This is a genomic window from Spirosoma pollinicola (genome assembly GCF_002831565.1).
GTDB classification, from domain to species: Bacteria; Bacteroidota; Bacteroidia; order Cytophagales; family Spirosomataceae; genus Spirosoma; species Spirosoma pollinicola.
Genome location: NZ_CP025096.1, coordinates 1,256,774 through 1,275,117, shown reverse-complemented (window position 1 = coordinate 1,275,117; position 18,344 = coordinate 1,256,774). Strand labels below are relative to the sequence as shown.

The 18,344-nt window shown below is 52.4% G+C and carries 17 protein-coding genes and 1 pseudogene; 7 read left to right on the top strand and 11 right to left on the bottom strand.

All coding sequences use genetic code 11. From position 1 onward, the window contains the following. The first annotated feature begins 260 nt into the window (after positions 1-260). Entirely contained in the window at positions 261-866 is a 606-nt protein-coding gene (locus CWM47_RS05580; RefSeq protein ID WP_100986981.1) for an outer membrane beta-barrel protein, read from the top strand. A gap of 121 nt (positions 867-987) precedes the next feature. On the opposite strand, the gene CWM47_RS05575 is transcribed toward CWM47_RS05580, so the two are convergent. The 10 genes and pseudogenes from CWM47_RS05575 to CWM47_RS05535 form a co-directional block, all read right to left on the bottom strand. Beyond that, entirely contained in the window at positions 988-1,965 is a 978-nt protein-coding gene (locus CWM47_RS05575; protein WP_157815906.1) for an alpha/beta hydrolase family protein, read from the bottom strand. Positions 1,966-2,315: 350 nt separating this feature from the next. Continuing rightward, positions 2,316-3,116, bottom strand: coding sequence for an NADPH-dependent F420 reductase (locus tag CWM47_RS05570; RefSeq protein WP_262512007.1), 801 nt, complete (start codon positions 3,114-3,116; stop codon positions 2,316-2,318). 571 nt (positions 3,117-3,687) lie between these two features. Then, positions 3,688-4,611, bottom strand: coding sequence for a TIGR01777 family oxidoreductase (locus CWM47_RS05565; RefSeq protein WP_100986975.1), 924 nt, complete (start codon positions 4,609-4,611; stop codon positions 3,688-3,690). Between the two features lie 13 nt (positions 4,612-4,624). Beyond that, positions 4,625-5,692, bottom strand: a complete 1,068-nt coding sequence (locus CWM47_RS05560; protein WP_100986973.1) for a medium chain dehydrogenase/reductase family protein — start codon at positions 5,690-5,692, stop codon at positions 4,625-4,627. A gap of 390 nt (positions 5,693-6,082) precedes the next feature. Further along, on the bottom strand, positions 6,083-6,682 hold the full coding sequence (locus CWM47_RS05555; protein ID WP_100986971.1) for a Crp/Fnr family transcriptional regulator: 600 nt from the start codon (positions 6,680-6,682) through the stop codon (positions 6,083-6,085). Between the two features lie 296 nt (positions 6,683-6,978). Further along, positions 6,979-7,668, bottom strand: a complete 690-nt coding sequence (locus tag CWM47_RS05550; protein ID WP_100986969.1) for an aspartate/glutamate racemase family protein — start codon at positions 7,666-7,668, stop codon at positions 6,979-6,981. 52 nt (positions 7,669-7,720) lie between these two features. Beyond that, a complete protein-coding gene (locus CWM47_RS05545; RefSeq protein WP_100986967.1) occupies positions 7,721-8,371 on the bottom strand; it encodes a hypothetical protein in 651 nt (216 codons plus the stop codon). A 150-nt stretch (positions 8,372-8,521) separates the two neighbouring features. Beyond that, positions 8,522-8,764 carry a helix-turn-helix transcriptional regulator gene (locus CWM47_RS39125; RefSeq protein ID WP_240626010.1) on the bottom strand — a complete coding sequence of 81 codons (243 nt, stop codon included), beginning with the start codon at positions 8,762-8,764 and terminating at the stop codon, positions 8,522-8,524. A 162-nt stretch (positions 8,765-8,926) separates the two neighbouring features. Next, positions 8,927-9,532: pseudogene (locus CWM47_RS39120) on the bottom strand (AraC family transcriptional regulator); the annotation flags it as partial. Between the two features lie 56 nt (positions 9,533-9,588). After that, the gene (locus tag CWM47_RS05535) at positions 9,589-9,972 is read right to left on the bottom strand and encodes a DUF4260 domain-containing protein (protein WP_100986964.1); all 384 of its coding nucleotides are present in this window, start codon (positions 9,970-9,972) and stop codon (positions 9,589-9,591) included. 43 nt (positions 9,973-10,015) lie between these two features. On the opposite strand from CWM47_RS05535, the gene CWM47_RS05530 reads away from it, so the two are divergent. The 6 genes from CWM47_RS05530 to CWM47_RS05505 all read left to right on the top strand — a co-directional run bounded on the left by CWM47_RS05530 (position 10,016) and on the right by CWM47_RS05505 (position 16,841). Continuing rightward, positions 10,016-10,270, top strand: coding sequence for a hypothetical protein (locus CWM47_RS05530; RefSeq protein ID WP_100986962.1), 255 nt, complete (start codon positions 10,016-10,018; stop codon positions 10,268-10,270). 109 nt (positions 10,271-10,379) lie between these two features. Next, positions 10,380-10,730 (top strand): hypothetical protein, encoded by a 351-nt coding sequence (locus CWM47_RS05525; RefSeq protein WP_100986960.1) that lies wholly within the window; start codon positions 10,380-10,382, stop codon positions 10,728-10,730. A 276-nt stretch (positions 10,731-11,006) separates the two neighbouring features. Continuing rightward, positions 11,007-11,645, top strand: a complete 639-nt coding sequence (paoA, locus tag CWM47_RS05520) for an aldehyde dehydrogenase iron-sulfur subunit PaoA (protein ID WP_100986958.1) — start codon at positions 11,007-11,009, stop codon at positions 11,643-11,645. A 60-nt stretch (positions 11,646-11,705) separates the two neighbouring features. Continuing rightward, entirely contained in the window at positions 11,706-12,656 is a 951-nt protein-coding gene (locus tag CWM47_RS05515; RefSeq protein WP_100986956.1) for an FAD binding domain-containing protein, read from the top strand. A gap of 1 nt (position 12,657) precedes the next feature. Continuing rightward, positions 12,658-14,868, top strand: a complete 2,211-nt coding sequence (paoC, locus tag CWM47_RS05510) for an aldehyde oxidoreductase molybdenum-binding subunit PaoC (RefSeq protein ID WP_100986954.1) — start codon at positions 12,658-12,660, stop codon at positions 14,866-14,868. 311 nt (positions 14,869-15,179) lie between these two features. Beyond that, on the top strand, positions 15,180-16,841 hold the full coding sequence (locus CWM47_RS05505) for a carboxylesterase/lipase family protein (protein WP_100986952.1): 1,662 nt from the start codon (positions 15,180-15,182) through the stop codon (positions 16,839-16,841). A gap of 327 nt (positions 16,842-17,168) precedes the next feature. Here the strand turns inward: CWM47_RS05505 and CWM47_RS05500 are convergent, their stop codons facing one another. Further along, positions 17,169-18,176: a helix-turn-helix domain-containing protein gene (locus CWM47_RS05500; RefSeq protein ID WP_240625723.1), complete on the bottom strand. Its 1,008-nt coding sequence runs from the start codon at positions 18,174-18,176 to the stop codon at positions 17,169-17,171. Positions 18,177-18,344: the final 168 nt, after the last annotated feature.

Below are 18,344 nucleotides of genomic sequence, written 5' to 3'. Positions count from 1 at the left end.
TGCCGTGCTGATTCATGGCATCCGGAAATTGTCCTTTCCTGAGAGCGACTTTGCCGTGGTGGGTTTCGCCCGTTTTCAGGTCGCGTTCCATGGATTTGCCCTGCGCAACTATCCAAGCAGCCAATTTTACCACTAAGTCATGAGCCTTGGTGCATCTCATTTTGGGGAGCGTTAAAGTGAGAAAAGTCTTTGGCCATATAAGTATTGCCGTCTATCTTCGCAAACTTTAATCTATTTTTAATCAACGTTATCTACTCATCATGAAAAACATTACGAAAGTAATTACATCCACTTTACTTGTTGTTGGGGCTCTGCTTTTGTCCAATAATGCTCAGGCTCAGTTTCAAGCGAACGTGAATGGTAACTTTTTAGCCGCGACCGAAAAAGGGTCTTCCTTCTCTGACGGCCTTTGGGGGGGTGGCGTTACGGTTCGCTACTTTGTTAACCCGAATTTGGCCATTGGATTGAATGGTCGCTACTTTACCAAAAGTAATTCGGCAAGTTTCGTTTTTGATCCCGGGAGTGGGACAAATGGATCGGTCAAAGCCTCTGGGAATCTTCTAATGGTGACCGGTCAGGCAGAGTACTTTTTCTCCGAGTCAGCTTTGCGTCCCTATGTCGGTCTGGAAGCCGGGTTGTATAGAGCGGCTGCTACCGTTGAAATTACCAACGGAATTCAGACCTTAAAATCAGCAGACAATGATAGTAAGTTTGGCGTAGCTCCGAAGGTCGGATTACAGTATGCTGTTGCACCTTCTTTTGGTATAAATGCGGATGCAGGGTACCATATTGTTTTTACCGAAGGGGATACGGGGAAGATGCTTTTGCTAGGTGCAGGCGTCTACTTTGTTTTTGGTCAGCGATAGAAAGACGTTGAAAAGGATAATGCAACAATAGCCAGCGGAGATGCTGGCTATTGTTGCATCTGAGGAAAGACTAAAGTTATATCGTCTCACTGGGGAGCGTTTAACTGAGATAACTACAGAGCTAAATCAATTTGCCTGCCTCCTCTACTACTGCTTTAATAAAGGCCGATGAGACTGCTTTGGGTCGCTGATCTGTTGTAATTAAGTTATGGTCTGCGTGCTTGATTTGCCGTATTGGAGGAGCCTGATTAACCCTGTTAAACACTTTTCTGAATTCGGACAGTCGCTTCGAGAGCAGACCTTCCACTTCACTATCTGAAAAAATTAAACTGACTGGGCAACGCAATTTCTGATAATAATTGGCAGGATTCAGGCTTAAGTAGTGCTGTTCCCAACGAGATAGCACCTCATGCAGTTGGCTATCTACTGCCGATTCGATGTCGGCTTTTGTAATCTTAGCGCGTTGGTCGACAGGTAGTCTGTTAATCTCAAACCGAACGATATGCCGGGTGGCTACCCTTCTTTTTCCCAATGGAGTAGAAGCAGGACGACCTAAGTAAAGCCGCATGTTGGTTAGATAGGAACGAATCGTATCATCGGATGTACCTGCTTCTCGTAGCCGCTCCTCGGTGGTTAGTAAAATGTCTTCATAGCCAGGCAAAGCAGCCCCATTGAGAGCGAGCAAACATCTGATTTTCGGAATCCTTGACGCAGCGATAGCGGCAATAGTCGCTCCTTCACTGTGCCCGATAATTCCAATTCGTCCTGAATCTATCTCTTTACGACCCTTTAAGAATCTGTAAGCTACTTGAGCATCTGAAGCCAATTCTGTAGTAGTAGACTCGTCAATTGGCTTACCTGGTGAGCGACCTTTAGACCGATTATCATAGCGTAACACAGCAAACCCCTTTTTGACCAGTTCGGTCGTCATTGCCTGGAAGGGCCTAAGTCCCTCTACCTCCCCATCTCGGTTGCTAGACCCACTGCCCAAGACAATAAGTACCGCCGGATGAACGCCCGTTCCTGGAGGCATCGTGAGCGTGCCCGCTAATACCTGATTACCGTTGGTAAAACTGACGCTTTGCTGAGTTTGAGCCAAGCAAGGCCTCCCTATACATAGCAGGAAGACAATCATTCCAAACTGCATTTGTCATCAAGTTCATGTTTGCTGTGTGAAAAATAGAGCAAATCTGTCAATCTCCCTAAACGCCCTATTTAAGAAGCAGATACATAAACGCTCCTTAGTCTCAAGCACGAGGGTTATTGCGAGACGGGTGTTTTTAATAACTGCCCAACGTCATCAGTAGCATAGGGTGAGAACCTGGAGTTTCATCACCTTTACCATTGACTGTAGTTAAAATTCCGGTTAGTAAAAAGCCGCACCAGTAAGAACTGTGTGCGGCTTCCTATGAAAGTCAATGCATTAAGGGAAGCGGGTTTGATCGGTGGCTATTTCAGCTCGATGCCCTGCGCTGCCATTTGCTTTTCCAGCGCAGCGTGGTTGGCCAAAAATTGCGCATGTTGATCCTTCGTACGCTCTGTGCCCAGACTTTCTAATTGTTGCCGTAGCTCATTGGCGGGTAGATCGGCTGCATAGCAGGGTGTGCCAGGCTGTTGCCGCCATGATTCATGCAGATGACCATTGTCCACCGCATCAAAGCCCAGTTCCTCCACCAGGGCCATTACTTTTTGCTTGGCTACAGGGTCATCGCCAGCCACCGGCAGACCGATACGGCCGGGTGTCCCAACGGGCTGTCCCAATTTTTCAAGGTGGTCAGCTAAGATGTTGTTGAACACCTTGATGACAGGCCGGCCAAGGTGCTGCTGTACCCATTCGCTTTCAGTCAGCTCACCCTGCTCCAGTTCGGCGATATGTCCATCCCGCAACAGGGGATAGTAGTTGCTGGTATCAATGACGGGCACTTCAGCAGGTACACCCTCAAATAAGTCTTTGGGTAGATCGGGAATATTTTTCAGAGGAATGGTCACCACGATGATTTCGCCATAATGAGCCGCTTCCTGGGAGGTAACGGGAGTAGCACCGGTTTTTTCGGCCACTTCACCCAATGTTTCAGGGCCACGGGAGTTAGCAATTTCCAATGAATGGCCGAGGCCCGTGAGCCGAACGGCAAGGGCACTGCCGATGAAGCCAGCGCCAATGATTCCTATTTTCATTATTGGTAACGAGTTATAAGTCTGAGCTTGTCCAGCTCTGAATTTTAACTCTCCAGCAAGCGTATTGTTTATCAACGCTTAATTAAGAGCTACCGTCGATACGTCCCCTGCTGGCACAGTTGATATTTGCCAAATTCTTAAAAGAATCAACGGACTCCTTAAGCCTGGAGAAAGTAGGTCAGCTTTTACCTCAGCAAGATCCTTATACGTTAATTCGGCATTCAGATATAACTCTTTTGAAGCAAATAAGGGACAACTTAACCGGGATTAAGATTACCCTTGTAAATTTAAGAAGTAAACTGAAATGCCTCGCTAATTGTATGCTACGGTTAGTACCGCGTTGGCGACGGTCAGACCCGGGTCGGCACGGTCCGCCGGTGCGGCACCTACTGTGGGCCTTTGACAGTTCTTAAAATAAGCCGTTCTACTAAACGGCCTATACGTGGATACTCTCCCAGGTCTCACTTTGGAGTTTTTTTCGAGACACTGACTTTTTACTATCTGTCAAATGAAGTTAGTAGCATACGAACGAGTCGAGTCATACGACGAAAAAAAAATGGGCAAACGTGGTTCTTAGGGTGAAGATGGCCAGCCCGTTCCAGTAGTCTTTTGGGTTAGATCCTGGGCCCATTGAATCCTCCGCCTGTTACGCATACATGGCGCTTAGTGCTTGATCAAGAGTAGGATACTGATAGCGGTAGGCTTGCAGAAGCCGTTCGGGTGGGACAGCCCTGGCACTATTGAGCACAAAAGCACTGCGCTCCCCCATCATCAGTTTGAGCATAAAAGCGGGAATGGAAGGCATCCAAAGCGGTTTGTGAAAGTGCCGGGCCAGAGCTTCCATAAATTGCCGGTTGGTGAGCAGACCCGGAGCGGTTTGGTTGACCACACCCGCCAGTGAACTGTCCCGAACCGCCAGACCATACAGCCCCACCACATCCTGCAGGTGTATCCAGGGAACCCACTGGCGACCGCTGCCGATAGTTGCCCCAAAACCCGACTGGATCATCGGCACCAACGAAGCCAACGCCCCACCCTCTTTGGTGAGGACGACCCCCGTACGAAATATAACCACGCGCAGGCCCAGGGCTTTCCCTTCACCAACAGCAGCCTCCCATTCCTGGCAGACCGTACCCAGAAAATCGGGGGCAGGATCGCTTTGCTCAGTCAGGATTTCATCGGATCGGTCCCCGTAGAACGCGATGCCCGAGGCCGAGATAACCGATTTGACGGCATGAGGCCGCTGGCCCATCAATCGGTAGAGGAGCCGGATCGATTCGGTACGGCTGCGGCTGATTTCCAGCTTGCGGGCGGGCGTCCAGGTCTCATCGGCGATGTCCGCGCCCGCCAGATGGATGATCGTGTCGACCCCGTCCAGGCAATGCGCATCAATCTGCTGATCCACCACGTTCCAGCCGTAGGTCGTGACGTCCGGAATGATGGATGGGGTACGGCTCAGGTGGCTAACCCGGTGCCCTTCACGGAGCAAGTCCTGCGTTAACGACTTACCGACCAGGCCATTGCCGCCGGTAATCAAGATATGGTGTTTTTGTAGGAATGTGTTTTTCATGACGTCGGCTGATTCAGGCGTTTTGAGAATGATTAGGAATGAGAATTACCTTGCCATATGCGGTTCGGGATTCGGCCAGTTCCATGGCCTGCCGAATGTGGTCAAGCGGAAAACGGGCGGCAATGCGGGGGGAAAGCACACCACTGGCCAGCAAGCTCATGATCTGGGCATAATCGTCCTGTGCGCGGCTTTGAAACGCCTGACTACCCCGACCCGCCATGACGTCATAGAACAAGGCCCGGCGACCATTGGGCATCAGGTTCCACCAGGTAAGGTGCGCAATCAGGTCGATGAAGTTAAGGAGCATCGACTTTTGAGTCAGCATGGCTGAAGCAATGGCGTAGCTAACCAGGGTGCCACCCTGTTTGAGCAAGCGAAACGATTGCGTAATACCGGCACCACCTACATTGTCGAAAACGGCATCGACCCCATCTGGCGCCAGTTCCCGAATCTGATGGGCCCAGTTTGAGTCGTTATAATCGATGGGTTCAACGCCCTGTTCTTTCAGGGTGGCGTGATGTCGACGCGAAGCCAGTCCGATGACCCGTACGCCAGCGTGCCGGGCCAGTTGTACAAGGGTGGTACCGACACCGCCGTTGGCGCCATGCACGACGATGGTTTGACCCGCGCGAATACGGGCTTTCCGATGCAACATCTGCCAGGCCGTGAGCCCATTGACAACCAGTGTTTCGGCATCGGCCGGGTCAACTCCAGCCGGAACGAGCAGCAACTCGTTGGCCGCACGCAGGGAATAGCTGGCCCAGCCCCCGGTTTTGGTCAGGGCGGCCACCCGTTTGCCCATCAACGAGGCATCAACGTCCGGCCCAATAGCTACTACCGTGCCGACCAGATCGTAACCCGGCACAAAGGGGAACGCCGGCTGGCCCGGATAGCGATCCCGGCGCATGGCCTGCTCGGCAAAGGAGATGCCACTGGCTTCTACCCGAACGATCACCTGACCGGCTGCTGGTTTGTTCAGCGGGGTATTGCGAACGATGAATCCACTGGGTTCAATGACACCCGGCAACTCGACTTCCTGGCTAACGAATGTTGTCTGATTGTCTTCTTTTATCGGCTGCATAGCTTTGTGTTTTTGTCTGCAACAAAGCTACCGGACCACCTCGGGCCAGGACGATAACAAAAGATAAGAACGGGTCGGGCCGCGATTCGGTTGGGTTGCCGGTTCGCCGTTGCGATTCGGTCGGGCTGTCAGTTCGGTTAGGCCGCCGGTTCGCCCGTAGTCGGATCATCCGGCAACCGGTTCGGCCATCCCTTATTTAACGTGAATAATGGAACTTAGGTGATGAAGGAAAGGCTGATTTTTGTCATCCCGAGGAACGAGGGATCTTCGGGTGAGGCTAAGTTTTCCATTTCACCGAAGATCCCTCGTTCCTCGGGATGACAAAAAATAGCCAACAAATCAACCTCTTAACTATTAACGATTTAGTTTCCATTTTGCCCCCTATTTACGTTATTTAGGGATGATTCGGTTACGAATTCGACTCATGCTGACGGGGGTAATGCCCAGGTAGGTGGCAATGTAGTGCTGGGGTACTCGTTGGAGGAGGTGCCGCTGATCGCCTTCCAGCAGGGCCAGATAGCGTTCTTCGGGGCTGAGCATCAACAGGCCCGCCATTCGCTCTTCCAAAGCCACCATTATATATTCGGCAAACAATCGGCCAAATTCCTGCCAGCCCGCATATTGACTGAACAGTGATTTGAGGACGGCGTAAGGAAAGACCAGACACGTCGTGTCACTGAGGGCTTCTATATTAACCGGCGATGGCCGGGCGGTGATGCAGCTCATGTAAGCCGCTACCAACTGCTGGTCGAAGAAGAAATAGGTGGTGCGTTCTTCGCCGTCTTTGGTATAATACTGCCGGAATACGCCCTCCAGGATAAAGCCTATCTGACTGGCAACAACCCCCTGCGTAGCCATGAATTGGTTTTTTTTCAGATGGACGATCGACAGGTGTGGCTCCAGGCCAAGCCATTCCTCATCCGACAACGCCACAAACTGGTGAATGTGCTGCCGCAGTTGTCGGGCTGCCTGGTGGAGCGAATCGTTCATAGGCTACGTTGGTACTGAAAAATTCTAATATGGGTCGTTTACTCAATTAATTAACGAGAAGAAGCTTAATAACTTACGCTGGGCTTCAACTGTGGTATGTAAAGAAATTATTCCAGGAAACACGTTAATATCACCGTGCTTCCTGGTCCTGACATTCGTCAAATACATCCAGAACTTCTCTGAGCCAACTACATGGGCGATTTGCTTACTGATCTCTGATACGATCCTCCACATGTTCAGCTTCCCAGACAGTCGCTCTTTGTGGCAGGTAACCGTTGGCTTTTACCCTCTCGTTATTAAGATAAGGCAAAGTCAACCGCGGCCTCGGAATGAATGGCGATCGTGTCAAAAATTGGAATACTGCAATCCGTTTGAGTAAGCAATAGTGAAAACTCAGCGCTGCCAAATACAACGCCCTCTGCGCCGTGACTCTTTAATTTATCAATAATGGCAATGTATTTATTTTTTGTTTCGTCTTTAAAAACTCCTTTTGTCAACTCATTAAATATAGATGCATGAATATACTCCTTATCCGCTTCGTCGGGAATAATCGTCTCAATGCCCAACTGGGAAAGACGATCTTTAAAGAACGGGTGTTCCATGGTAAATTTTGTGCCAAGAAGCGCAACCTTATTCATTTTTTGGCTGGCGATTGCCCTGGCTGTTTCCTCGGCACTATGCAGCAACGGAATGTTTATTTTTTGCCGAATTGCGTCAGCAACCAGGTGAACGGTGTTGGCACACATCACAATGCAGTCTGCTCCTGCCTGCTCAAGTTGTATCGCAATGCCTGATAACATCGTTTCAACGGCATCCCAGTCGCCTACCTGTTGTAGTAAGCTGAACTCTTCAAAATCCACCGAAAAGAGAAGAAGTTTAGACGAATGAGCGCTGCCAAGTCGTTCATTGGTGCGTTGATTGAGCGTCTTATAATAAACGGATGTAGCATACCAGCTAACCCCACCAATTAGTCCTAATGTCTTCATGAGTAAGTTATTTGTTTGTCAAACCATACGTTGTTTTTAAGTAGCGGCTACTCTACACAGCTTCCCGATTCGCATCTACCCAGTAGCCAAGGGCCACGACCAGCCATAATATCTGAGCGCTCCAGGCCAGGGCTGCGACACTAGCCGGGGCCGGGCCGAGGGCTCCGCCTAAATAGACGAGCACTAAAAAGACGATCATACCCCAGAGTGCGAAGCGACCGGTGCGGTTACGCGCCTTGGTGTGGCGCATATACACCCATAGACCGACTGCCAGCGAGCCCAGTTCGAGTACCAGCGTTGCGGGAAGATTTTTCCATAGACCCAGTCCTGCTTTGGGGGATTGGCCGAAGTACAGGGGCAGATCAGGACGGTGCATGATCAGGTCGAGCAGCCAGTGACTGGGCACCAGCAGACCCACCAGCAGGGCTTCGCGCCAGTTACGCCGGAACAGGCCGTAAGCGAGGCCCAGTACTATGCCTAATACCACCTCCGCCAGCAGACTGTGCGTGAAGGGATAATACACGAAGTCAAGGGGTGAGGCAGCCAATAGACCGGGCTTGATTTCGACGCGCTCTATGCCCAGCAGCAACAGGGTAGGCCAAAGTAAATCAGCTAGCTGTGTCGCCAGAAACAAGGTACCCAGCGACACGCGCGGTTGCAGGGGCTTGGTCGCCAGACCGACCCCAAAATGACCTAAAAACATGGTAGTTACCCAGAGGGCGTTAGATAAGTAACAAAGTTATTGTGTGCCAGTGGCTGGCTTGTTGACCGATTCCGAAAATTGAATTGACTTTTCGCGCAAGGCGTTAAAAAAGCACTAAAATGAACGTCATTCAGTAGCTTATTGCTCCTACTACGACCCCCGGCGAAACATACCGGGCGTTTGGCCGGTCCAGCGCCGAAATGCCCGGATAAACACACTCGGTTCGGCGAAACCCAGCCGTAACGCGATGTCTTTGATGCTGAGAATACCCTCGCGCAGGTGGCGTTCAGCCAGCTCACGGCGTACCTCATCGAGCAGTTGCTGGTAGCTGTACCCATCCTGACGCAGTTGCCGCTGGAGGATGCGGGGGCTAAGGCTCAGGGCTTCGGCCACGGCTTCCAGGGTGGGTTCGGATTGAACCAACAGGTGCAACAATTTGTGGCGTACGCGATCGGCAAGAGCAGGCAGTGTGTGTAGTCGGGCCAGCAGGGCAGCGGCATGCGGCTCAAGCAGCGCCAGTAGCCCAGGATCGGCGGTAAGGATGGGTAGCGCTAACACGGCAGCTGGCAGGCGCAGGGCGGAATAGGGAGTACCAAATTGCACCAGGGCAGGCGCAAAAACACGAACGTGCTCGCGGGTATCGGCCGGAGCGGGATAAGCCAGGTGTAGTGCTTCGGGAGCGAGGGACTAGCCACTCAGCAGCCGTAGCATATGCAGATAAATGGATAGCTCGGAGTTGAGCACAAAGTGCGGGTACACAACTGCGGGACTGATTATGTCGACGACCAGTTCCACACTGTCGCCCTGGTGGCGCAGGCTGATGCGCGTGCCACTGCAAACAATGTCCTGATAGCGGCACAATTTGTGAATGGCCACGCCCAGTGTAGGGCAATGCATGAGTACGTACGCCAGCACGCCGTAGCTGCTGTGGTGGACATGTTGGGCTATGTGCAAGTCGAGGTGCGGGTCGCCTGTGATCTGTACGGCCAGACCCCACAGGCGTTGCATGATCGCCATGGGCACCCGACCGTCAGGATCGTTCAACTCGGCACTAGTCAACCCAACTGCCTGGCTCAACGCCCCGGCATCGGCCCCGCATTGCGCGACGGCATAGAGCAGCCCCTTTACGGAAGCGGAAGAAATGGTAGCGTCGATAGGCATTTGTTTACCTGGATTTGTCTAGGGCTACTAACCTCTGGTAGTTGGTTCGCTGACGATCAGGCAACCGTTAATTCAGTAGTTGGCTTCGTCTGAGCGGCTGCCTCACTCAGGTGCGTATGGGCAAAACCGGTCGTGTATTTCAATCCGGCTCCTATCATTCTATCCATGGCGGAGTGGCCAAAAAGCAGTATGCCCGCCAACGTCAACTCATTGTTTTGCAGCACTACCCCAGCCACGCCAACCGCAATGGCCACTGCCTTGTGGTGGAACAAGTTGTAGCTAAATGCACCCACTTTAGCATTTATCAGATACCCCAGCATACTCACATCGGGGAGCAGCAGCAAAGCCGGGTATACCCACCAGACGAAGGGCAGTTTAGCAAACAAAAAGATCGAAAGAGCCAACTGAGCGACTTCTTCAATGGTGATGAGCGTTTTCATACGTGTAAGGAGTTTGTTTTACCTATAGGCCAAAGGTAGGGCCGTGCCCGGGACAGACTCCTTAACAAAAGATAACAAATCAGACCGGACGACCTACGCCTATGATTCCGAGGGCAAACTTCTAAACTGGGAATTCAACCTGACCAATGGCGATCATACCCTGAAGAACACCTACACCTATGACCAGAGTGGCTACCTGACGGCGTTGACCCTGGTGCGCACCGACCGGTGGTATGTTAAAATGGGTCAGCCTGCCCATGAAGTGTCTTGTCCTGATTTTATTCGGAGGCTTTCCTAAACGATTTTTGCTTATGTCTAATCTTAACGCAAGTCATTCAGTAGTAAAATTTTACTTAGTTCATTAAATAGCAGTAGCTCGCCTTTTATTAAACGAAAACGATCGATTGGTGTATAGTTGGAGCGCGTATCGAAATAAACAGGTTCATTCGTTTGAAAAATACCCCGCAAAGTGTATTGGTGACCTCGACGGTAAAAAAATAGCTACTGGCAAACCACTGTATGGAATTGATATAAAGCGCAAGATAATGTTATATGCGATGGTTGCCAGACCACCCGCCCAGGGAAAAACATTAAAATCTTTTGATGACTCAGCGGCTCGGAAAGTAGGTGGTGTAAAGAATGTTGTGCAGGTGAAAAATTCAGTAGCCGTACTGGGAACATCGACCTGGGTTGCCAAAAAGGTCGCGACGCCCTTCTTATCCACAAAACGAAATAGAAAGTTGCCGTTTGATGTGTAAATGTGCTTTTCAATTCTTTACCGATAGGGACAGTAGTATCATTACAGTGGGTTCCTCGGGCAAATGCCGGGTTTGGGGCTGCGCTTCCCTCGTTTAGTCAATACCTTGTAGTGCTAGAGTCAAACTACCAATCTATGGTTTTCATAAAAAAGACACTGGTTTTAGTATAAGTTTCAACCTGTAAAGGGTCGAACTTTGTATTTAGTACCTAACACAGGAGGATGCTGGCTGTTTTAGAAGAACGAATACTCATTAACCCTTTAAAACGGTAATACGATGGAAGAGTCAAACGAGTCGATGATTACCCGGCGCGAAATGATTGCGGGAACGACGGCTGCCGTTGCCGCCATTGCCCTGTTGAACGTGACGGGCACCCAGGCCGCTCCCCATACCATTCCACTCTCACTGGCAAAGGTGTCGTTTACGGTGAACGGTAAATCCCACAACCTGGAAATGGACACCCGGACGACCCTGCTCGATGCCCTGCGGGAACACCTCCACTTTACGGGTACCAAAAAAGGCTGCGATCACGGGCAGTGTGGCGCGTGTACGGTACTGGTTAATAACCAGCGGATCAATTCCTGCCTGTCGCTGGCCCTTCAGCATCAGGGCGACGCCATTACCACCATCGAGGGCTTGGGAACACCCGACAAGCTACATCCCATGCAGGCGGCCTTCATCAAGCACGACGGCTACCAGTGCGGGTATTGCACGCCGGGGCAGATTTGCTCGGCCATTGGGGTGCTCAACGAAATCAAGGCGGGCATACCCAGCCACGTCAGTGCCAGTCTGCTGGAGAAACCACAGGCTACCAACCTGGAACTGCGCGAACGGATGAGTGGCAATATCTGCCGTTGTGGGGCTTACTCCAATATTGCCGAAGCGATGCATGAAGTGGCCGAAAAGCAAGCGTAAATCACCGGCTCATCCCCGATCCTCCTTGATCCGTAGCCAGCCGTTAATCAACAAAGGCTTATGAAAACTTTCACGTACGAGCGGGTGAGCACACCCGCCGAAGCCGCGGCAGCCGCGGCCCGAACACCAGGGTCTAAATTCCTGGCCGGAGGCACCAACCTGCTCGATCTGATGAAACTGGAAATCGAAACTCCTGTACATGTCATCGATATTGGCAAAATTGGCCTGAACAAAATAGAATCGACCCCGGCTGGCGGGCTACGCATTGGCGCGCTGGTCAGCAACACCGATCTGGCAGCTCACCCCCTCGTGCGACGGGATTACGGTCTTTTGTCGCGGGCGCTGCTGGCGGGTGCGTCGGGGCAGTTGCGCAACAAGGCGACCACCGCCGGTAATCTGCTGCAACGCACCCGCTGCCCGTATTTTTACGATACCAACCAGCTTTGCAACAAACGGGTGCCCGGCAGCGGGTGCGCGGCCATTGCCGGATTTAGTCGCCAGTTGGGGATCATCGGTACCAGTGCTTCGTGCATCGCCACCTACCCGGGTGATATGGCCGTGGCCATGCGTGCCCTGGATGCGACGATAGAAACGGTAAAGGCCAACGGGGCCAAACGCACCTTTTCGCTGGACCAGCTTTACCGCCTGCCGGGTCAGACGCCACACCTGGAAACGACACTGGAGAAGAACGAACTGATTACGGCGGTACTGCTGCCGCCACCCGTGGGAGGAGTGCAGATCTACCACAAAGTGCGCGACCGCAGTTCCTACGCTTTCGCGCTGGTTTCAGTGGCGGCAATTGTACAGAAAAATGGTACGGGTCATGTGGCCGTTGGGGGGATATCTCCCCGGCCCTGGCGGGTTGAAAAGGCCGAATCGCTGCTACCATCCGGGGCGAAGGCGTTTACCACCCAACTCTTGACAGGAGCCCGACCCACGAAGGAAAACGAGTATAAGCTAGCTCTGGTCGAACGTACCCTGACGGCCGTTTTAAACGAAGCCAACCACTGACATGAAATTTGAAACGCCTGCAGGAGCCAATCCAATCGACCAGCTCAAGGTCATTGGCAAACCAACGGACCGCATTGAAGGCCCGTTGAAAACAACGGGAACGGCTACATACGCCTATGAATATAACGACGCGGTGTCCAATCCCGCGTATGGGTACGTCGTGGGCGCAGCCATTGCCAAAGGACGGATCAAGGCCATCGATCAGTCAAAGGCTAAAGCCGCCCCCGGTGTGCTGGCGATCGTGACGGCCGCCAATGCCGGACCACTCAAGCCGGGTCAATTTTACGTCGACCGGCTGCTGGCCGGACCCGACATCGACCATTATCACCAGGCGGTCGCCGTGGTGGTGGCGGAGACCTTCGAGCAGGCCCGTGCGGCAGCTTCCCTCCTGAAAATAAGCTATACCAAAACCAAAGGTGCGTTCGATCTGGCTGCCGCCAAAGACTCGGCACCCCTTATCAAGCCGGGTCCGTTCAGTCCACCCCCGACAACGAACGTGGGAAATTTTGAGAGCGCCTTTGCGTCGGCCCCGGTCAAGCTGGATGAAACCTATACCACCCCCGACCAGACCCACGCCATGATGGAGCCTCACGCGACCATTGCCAAGTGGGACGGGGATAAACTGACGTGCTGGGCATCCATTCAACAGATCAACTGGGGCGTTCGGGACATCGCCACAGTGCTGGGTATCCCGAAAGAAAATATCCGGCTTATATCGGCCTTTATCGGTGGCGGCTTCGGTGGTAAAGGTACCGTGCTGTCCGACATCATCGCGGCTTCACTGGCCGCCCGTGCTGCGGGTCGACCCGTGAAAGTAACCCTGCCCCGGCCGCTGATCGCCAATAACACGACCCACCGTCCCGCCACGATTCAGCGCATCCGGATCGGGGCCACCCCCGATGGAAATATCACCGCTATCGGTCACGAAAGCTGGTCGGGTAATTTGCCCGGCGGCATATCGGAAACGGCCACCGCATCGACCCGACTGCTATACGCAGGGGCCAATCGGTTTACCCAACTCCGGTTAGCCGATCTCGATCTGGCCGAAGGAAGTGCCATGCGCGCACCGGGGGAAGCGACGGGCATGATGGCGCTGGAAATTGCCATGGATGAGATGGCCGAGAAACTGAACATGGACCCCGTAGCCTTCCGAATTAAAAACGACACCCAGGAAGACCCCGAAAAACCCGGCCGTAAATTTTCCTCCCGTAAACTGGTCGAGTGCCTGAAAACCGGGTCTGAGCAGTTTGGCTGGACTAAGCGGCAGGCCAAACCCGGCACCATCCGGGAGGGTCAATGGTTAATCGGGATGGGCGTCGCGTCGGCCATCCGGGGAGCGCCAATCATGAAATCCGCGGCCCGCGTACGGCTAAGCCGGGAAGGCATCGTGACGGTCGAGACCGACATGACCGATATCGGAACGGGTAGTTACACCATTATCGGACAAACAGCCGCCGAGATGATGGGCGTCCCGCTGTCCAACGTGGTGGTCAAACTGGGCGATTCAACGTTTCCGGAATCTCCCGGCTCGGGTGGACAGTGGGGCGCGGCCTCCGCTACGTCGGGCGTCTATGCCGCCTGTGTCAAATTGCGCGAAGCCGTCACGAAATCACTAGGCGTCAGTACCGAGGGGGTGGAATTCGTGGGTGGACAGGTACGTTCGGGAAACCGCAGCTACCCGCTGGGCGACGCAGCCAAAGCCATCGACCTGGTTGTCACGGATGAAATGACCTACGGAAACCTGTCTGAGGAGTACGCGCAGGATACCTTCGGGGCTCATTTCGTGGAAGTGGGCGTGAACCGCTACACCGGAGAGATCCGCGTCCGGCGCATGCTGGCCGTTTGCAACGCCGGGCGTATCCTGAATCCCAAAGCCGCCCGTAGTCAGGTCATCGGTGCCATGACGATGGGCGTGGGCGCGGCCCTAATGGAAGAACTGGTGGTGGATAAGCAGGTTGGTTTCTTTGTCAACCACGACCTGGCGGGTTACGAAGTGCCCGTTCACGCCGATATTCCGCATCAGGAGGTGGTGCTGCTCGATGATGTTGACCCGACCATGTCGCCCATGAAAGCCAAAGGTATTGGTGAGTTGGGGTTGGTAGGCGTGGCGGCAGCGGTTGCAAACGCCGTCTATAACGCCACGGGCATCCGGGTTCGCGAGTACCCCATCACCCTCGACAAGCTGATCAATAAACTGAACATCAATGGGTGATACAGAAGCGGTAGTATGTTAGTATAGTATATTTGTCCCTATTTGAGAGACTGGAAGCAGAGAAATTTAAGAGAGACTAAATAGGTCGGAGACTATACGTTAGGTTACTTTTTGTCATGCTGACGGAGGAAGCATCTGCTCCGACAGCTCAGCTAATGCTTGACCTTTAAGATGCTTCCTTCCGCACCGGCGGACCGGTCAGCATGACATAAACGCTATTCCAAATACGCAAAAGTATTTTCGTTCGACTGCTTATCTTTCATAACTTATCTTTCATAACCACAAACCTAAACGCCTGAACCACCAATCCGATGAACCACCTGGATAGACGCGATTTTTTGACCCGATTAACCCTGGCTACGGCCGCCATAGCTGCACCCGGATACGGGTTTTCAGGCGTTGGCCGGGCGGATGAATTCGTTGAGGTAGCCACCACCCACGGCCGACTGAGAGGGGCGCGGAATGAAGGGGTGACTATCTTTAAGGGCATACCCTACGGGGGTAGAGTTTCCGGCGACCGGCGCTTTCGGCGGCCCGCTCCCATTGCCCCCTGGACGGGTGTGCGGGATGCGCTCCAGTTTGGTGCACCGGCTATTCAGGCACCCCGGCGCAATGAACCGGACCCTGCCGAGGACTGTCTGTTCCTGAATGTGTGGACACCGGCCAGCGATAACCGAAAACGCCCGGTGATGTTCTACAGCCACGGGGGTGGATTTGTGGGTGGTTCCGGGGCATCGGGTGGGCAGGATGGGTCAAACCTGGCCCGCAATTTCGACGTGGTTATCGTGGAGACGAACCACCGGCTGGGTCTCTTGGGCTTTCTTTATCTGGACGAACTAGCCGGTTCAGACTATGCCGGTTCGGGCAACATGGGCATGCTGGATATTACACTAGGGTTGAAATGGGTCCACGACAACATTGCTCAGTTTGGGGGCGATCCCAATAACGTGATGATCTGGGGCGAATCGGGTGGAGGAGCGAAAACGTCTTGCTTGTACGCCATGCCCGATGCAGCTCCCTATTTCAACAAAGCCTCGATTGAAAGCGGACCGGGTGTTCGGATGATTGCCAAAGACGTAGCCGCCGAAACAACGGCTATGCTGCTCAAGGAGCTGAACATCGCCCCGAAAGACTGGCGCAAATTGCTCGACGTACCAGCGGCTACGTTGCTGACCATTCAGAACAAGTTACCGTCCGTGCCACCGTTCCAGGAGAAAAATCGGACGCAGAGCCTGATGCGCCGAAACTACGGCGGGTTCGGGCCGGTGGTCGACGGCGTGGTGCTGCCGCATCATCCGTTCGATCCTACCGCACCGGCCATTTCGCGCAATAAGCCGCTACTGGTGGGCTGGAACGAGGATGAGTACACTTTTTTTGCCTGGCAAAGTAAAGACACCGCGTTCGCTAAACTGGATTTTGAGGGTGTCCAGAAAAAGCTGGAACCACAATACGGGCAAGACACTGACAAAATTGTTGACACCTACCGGAAAGCCAACCCTAACGCATCAGCCCCCGCTGTTTTTGTCGCCATATCGTCCATTACCATGATGGGGCTGGGATCGGTAGACATTGCCGAGAAAAAGGTGAAGCAAGGTGGAGCACCGGTCTATCTGTATAATTTCGGCTACAAGTCCGAAAAGAAAATTCCGGGCACGGACTACGCGATGGGTACGCCCCACGCGATGGACATTTCGTTTAAATTCAACAACGAGTTGCCCCCCCGCGACGGGTCAGAACCCAAGGAAAGCTATTTTGGTGGCAATCGGCCCGAACGGTTTGCTGCTTCCCGTCATTTCGCCGAACTCTGGACCACCTTTGCCCGAACGGGTAAACCAGCCGCCAAGGATGTACCCGCCTGGCCAGCCTACAATCTCACTACCCGGCCCACCATGCGTATTGATGCCACTTGCGAAGTAATTGACAACCGATTTAGTCAGGAGTTGGCTATGTGGCGCTCGATCGGTAAAGTCTGAATCGATTCTGGTGCGCTCAATCCAGGTGCCTCCTCGAAAGTGAGTATTATGCCACTTGATAGAACGACTTTTCAGGAAATACCTGGATGCCGCATCTACGGTTAAATGGGGATAGACTACGGATTACGTTAGCAGCTGACAAGAGTAATATTTTCAAAGTGATCCTGTAAAACTACTAAACGTAGATCCCTCAGGGAGAAGTTTGTACCCTGCTTTAATGTACCGGACCAGTGGATATTGCTGGTTGACCTGGTGGCATCAGGACTCCAACAAGCCTGTATGCTACCAGGAATAAATCAGCGATGCAGGTTCATTTCTTTCAAAAAATCAATCCTCATAAGCTGGCGATATGGGTGAGCGCCGAAATTCATTGGGCGTTATACCCACATACTTTTTAAAGAACTGGCTGAAATTAGGCTGATCCGCAAAGCCAATAATCTGGCTGATCTGCTGCAAACTCCAATCAGTCTGAATCAGAAGCGCTTTACTTTCTTCGACTAAACGATTTTTAATAAGTGTACTGATGGGCTGACCGATATGCTTTTTAACCAACCCGTTCAGGTAACTGGGGTTCAGATTCAGTTTCTGTGCATATTCCTGAGCCGTCCGGATTCGGATGGGTTTGTCCAGATTGGCCAGATTGGTTTCCTTTTCCAGTAATTCGAAGAAATTATAGACATGCCGGTATTCATGGGTAATCGGACCGGTTGACGTGTAGGTTGTTCCTTTCAGGCTTTCAATCAGAACCAGTTGAACATAAGCCTGCATGGCTTCTTCGGCTAGTGGGTCGCCCGAGGCCGCTTCAGCCTTCATCTGGGTAAGCAATTGGTGAATCATCCGGGTCGATTCTTCGGAAAGACGCAGGATCTTTTTTTCGGTAAAAAACCGGTATCGGTCGATAACCAGCTTCAGGGATGGGTGCTGATCCAGATACCGTTTTTTGAACATGCAGAAGACACCCCCTCCCACCGTTTCGGGGGCATTGCGCCAGCGTATAATCTCATTGGGGTGCAGAAAAAGAATGGTTCGTTCATCAATGAGGTAATTATCCTTCCCGACGGTTTGGCAGCCCGTGCCGCTGGTCATGAGCATGATCTTGTAGAAATCCCGACGGTTGGGTGACAGGTAGTTATCACAACCGCTTTTTTCCCGATCCACGACTTTAATGTTCCAGTCTTCGTAGTAAAGTCGACTCACCGGCGTGGTGCCGGGTGGTAGCTCGGATGGACTATCATAGACCATCGTGATGGGCTGGGCTTCACCGGTCCGGCGTGGTCTTATTGCCGCATCACCGGCATCAGGCGGGGCCACCTCTTTGTGCAATTGCATTTTCATAATTACAATATAAGACTAAAGATTTTAATCAAAAGGTTTCAAGCATGGCAATTGGCAACATTTTGCGCTTACAGCCTGACTTTCAAAGGGTAACGGAAAGTTGTAGACTTTATAGTTAAACAATCACGTAATTCATTTTTTGATTAAAGGTGCGGTTTTTATAAAAAG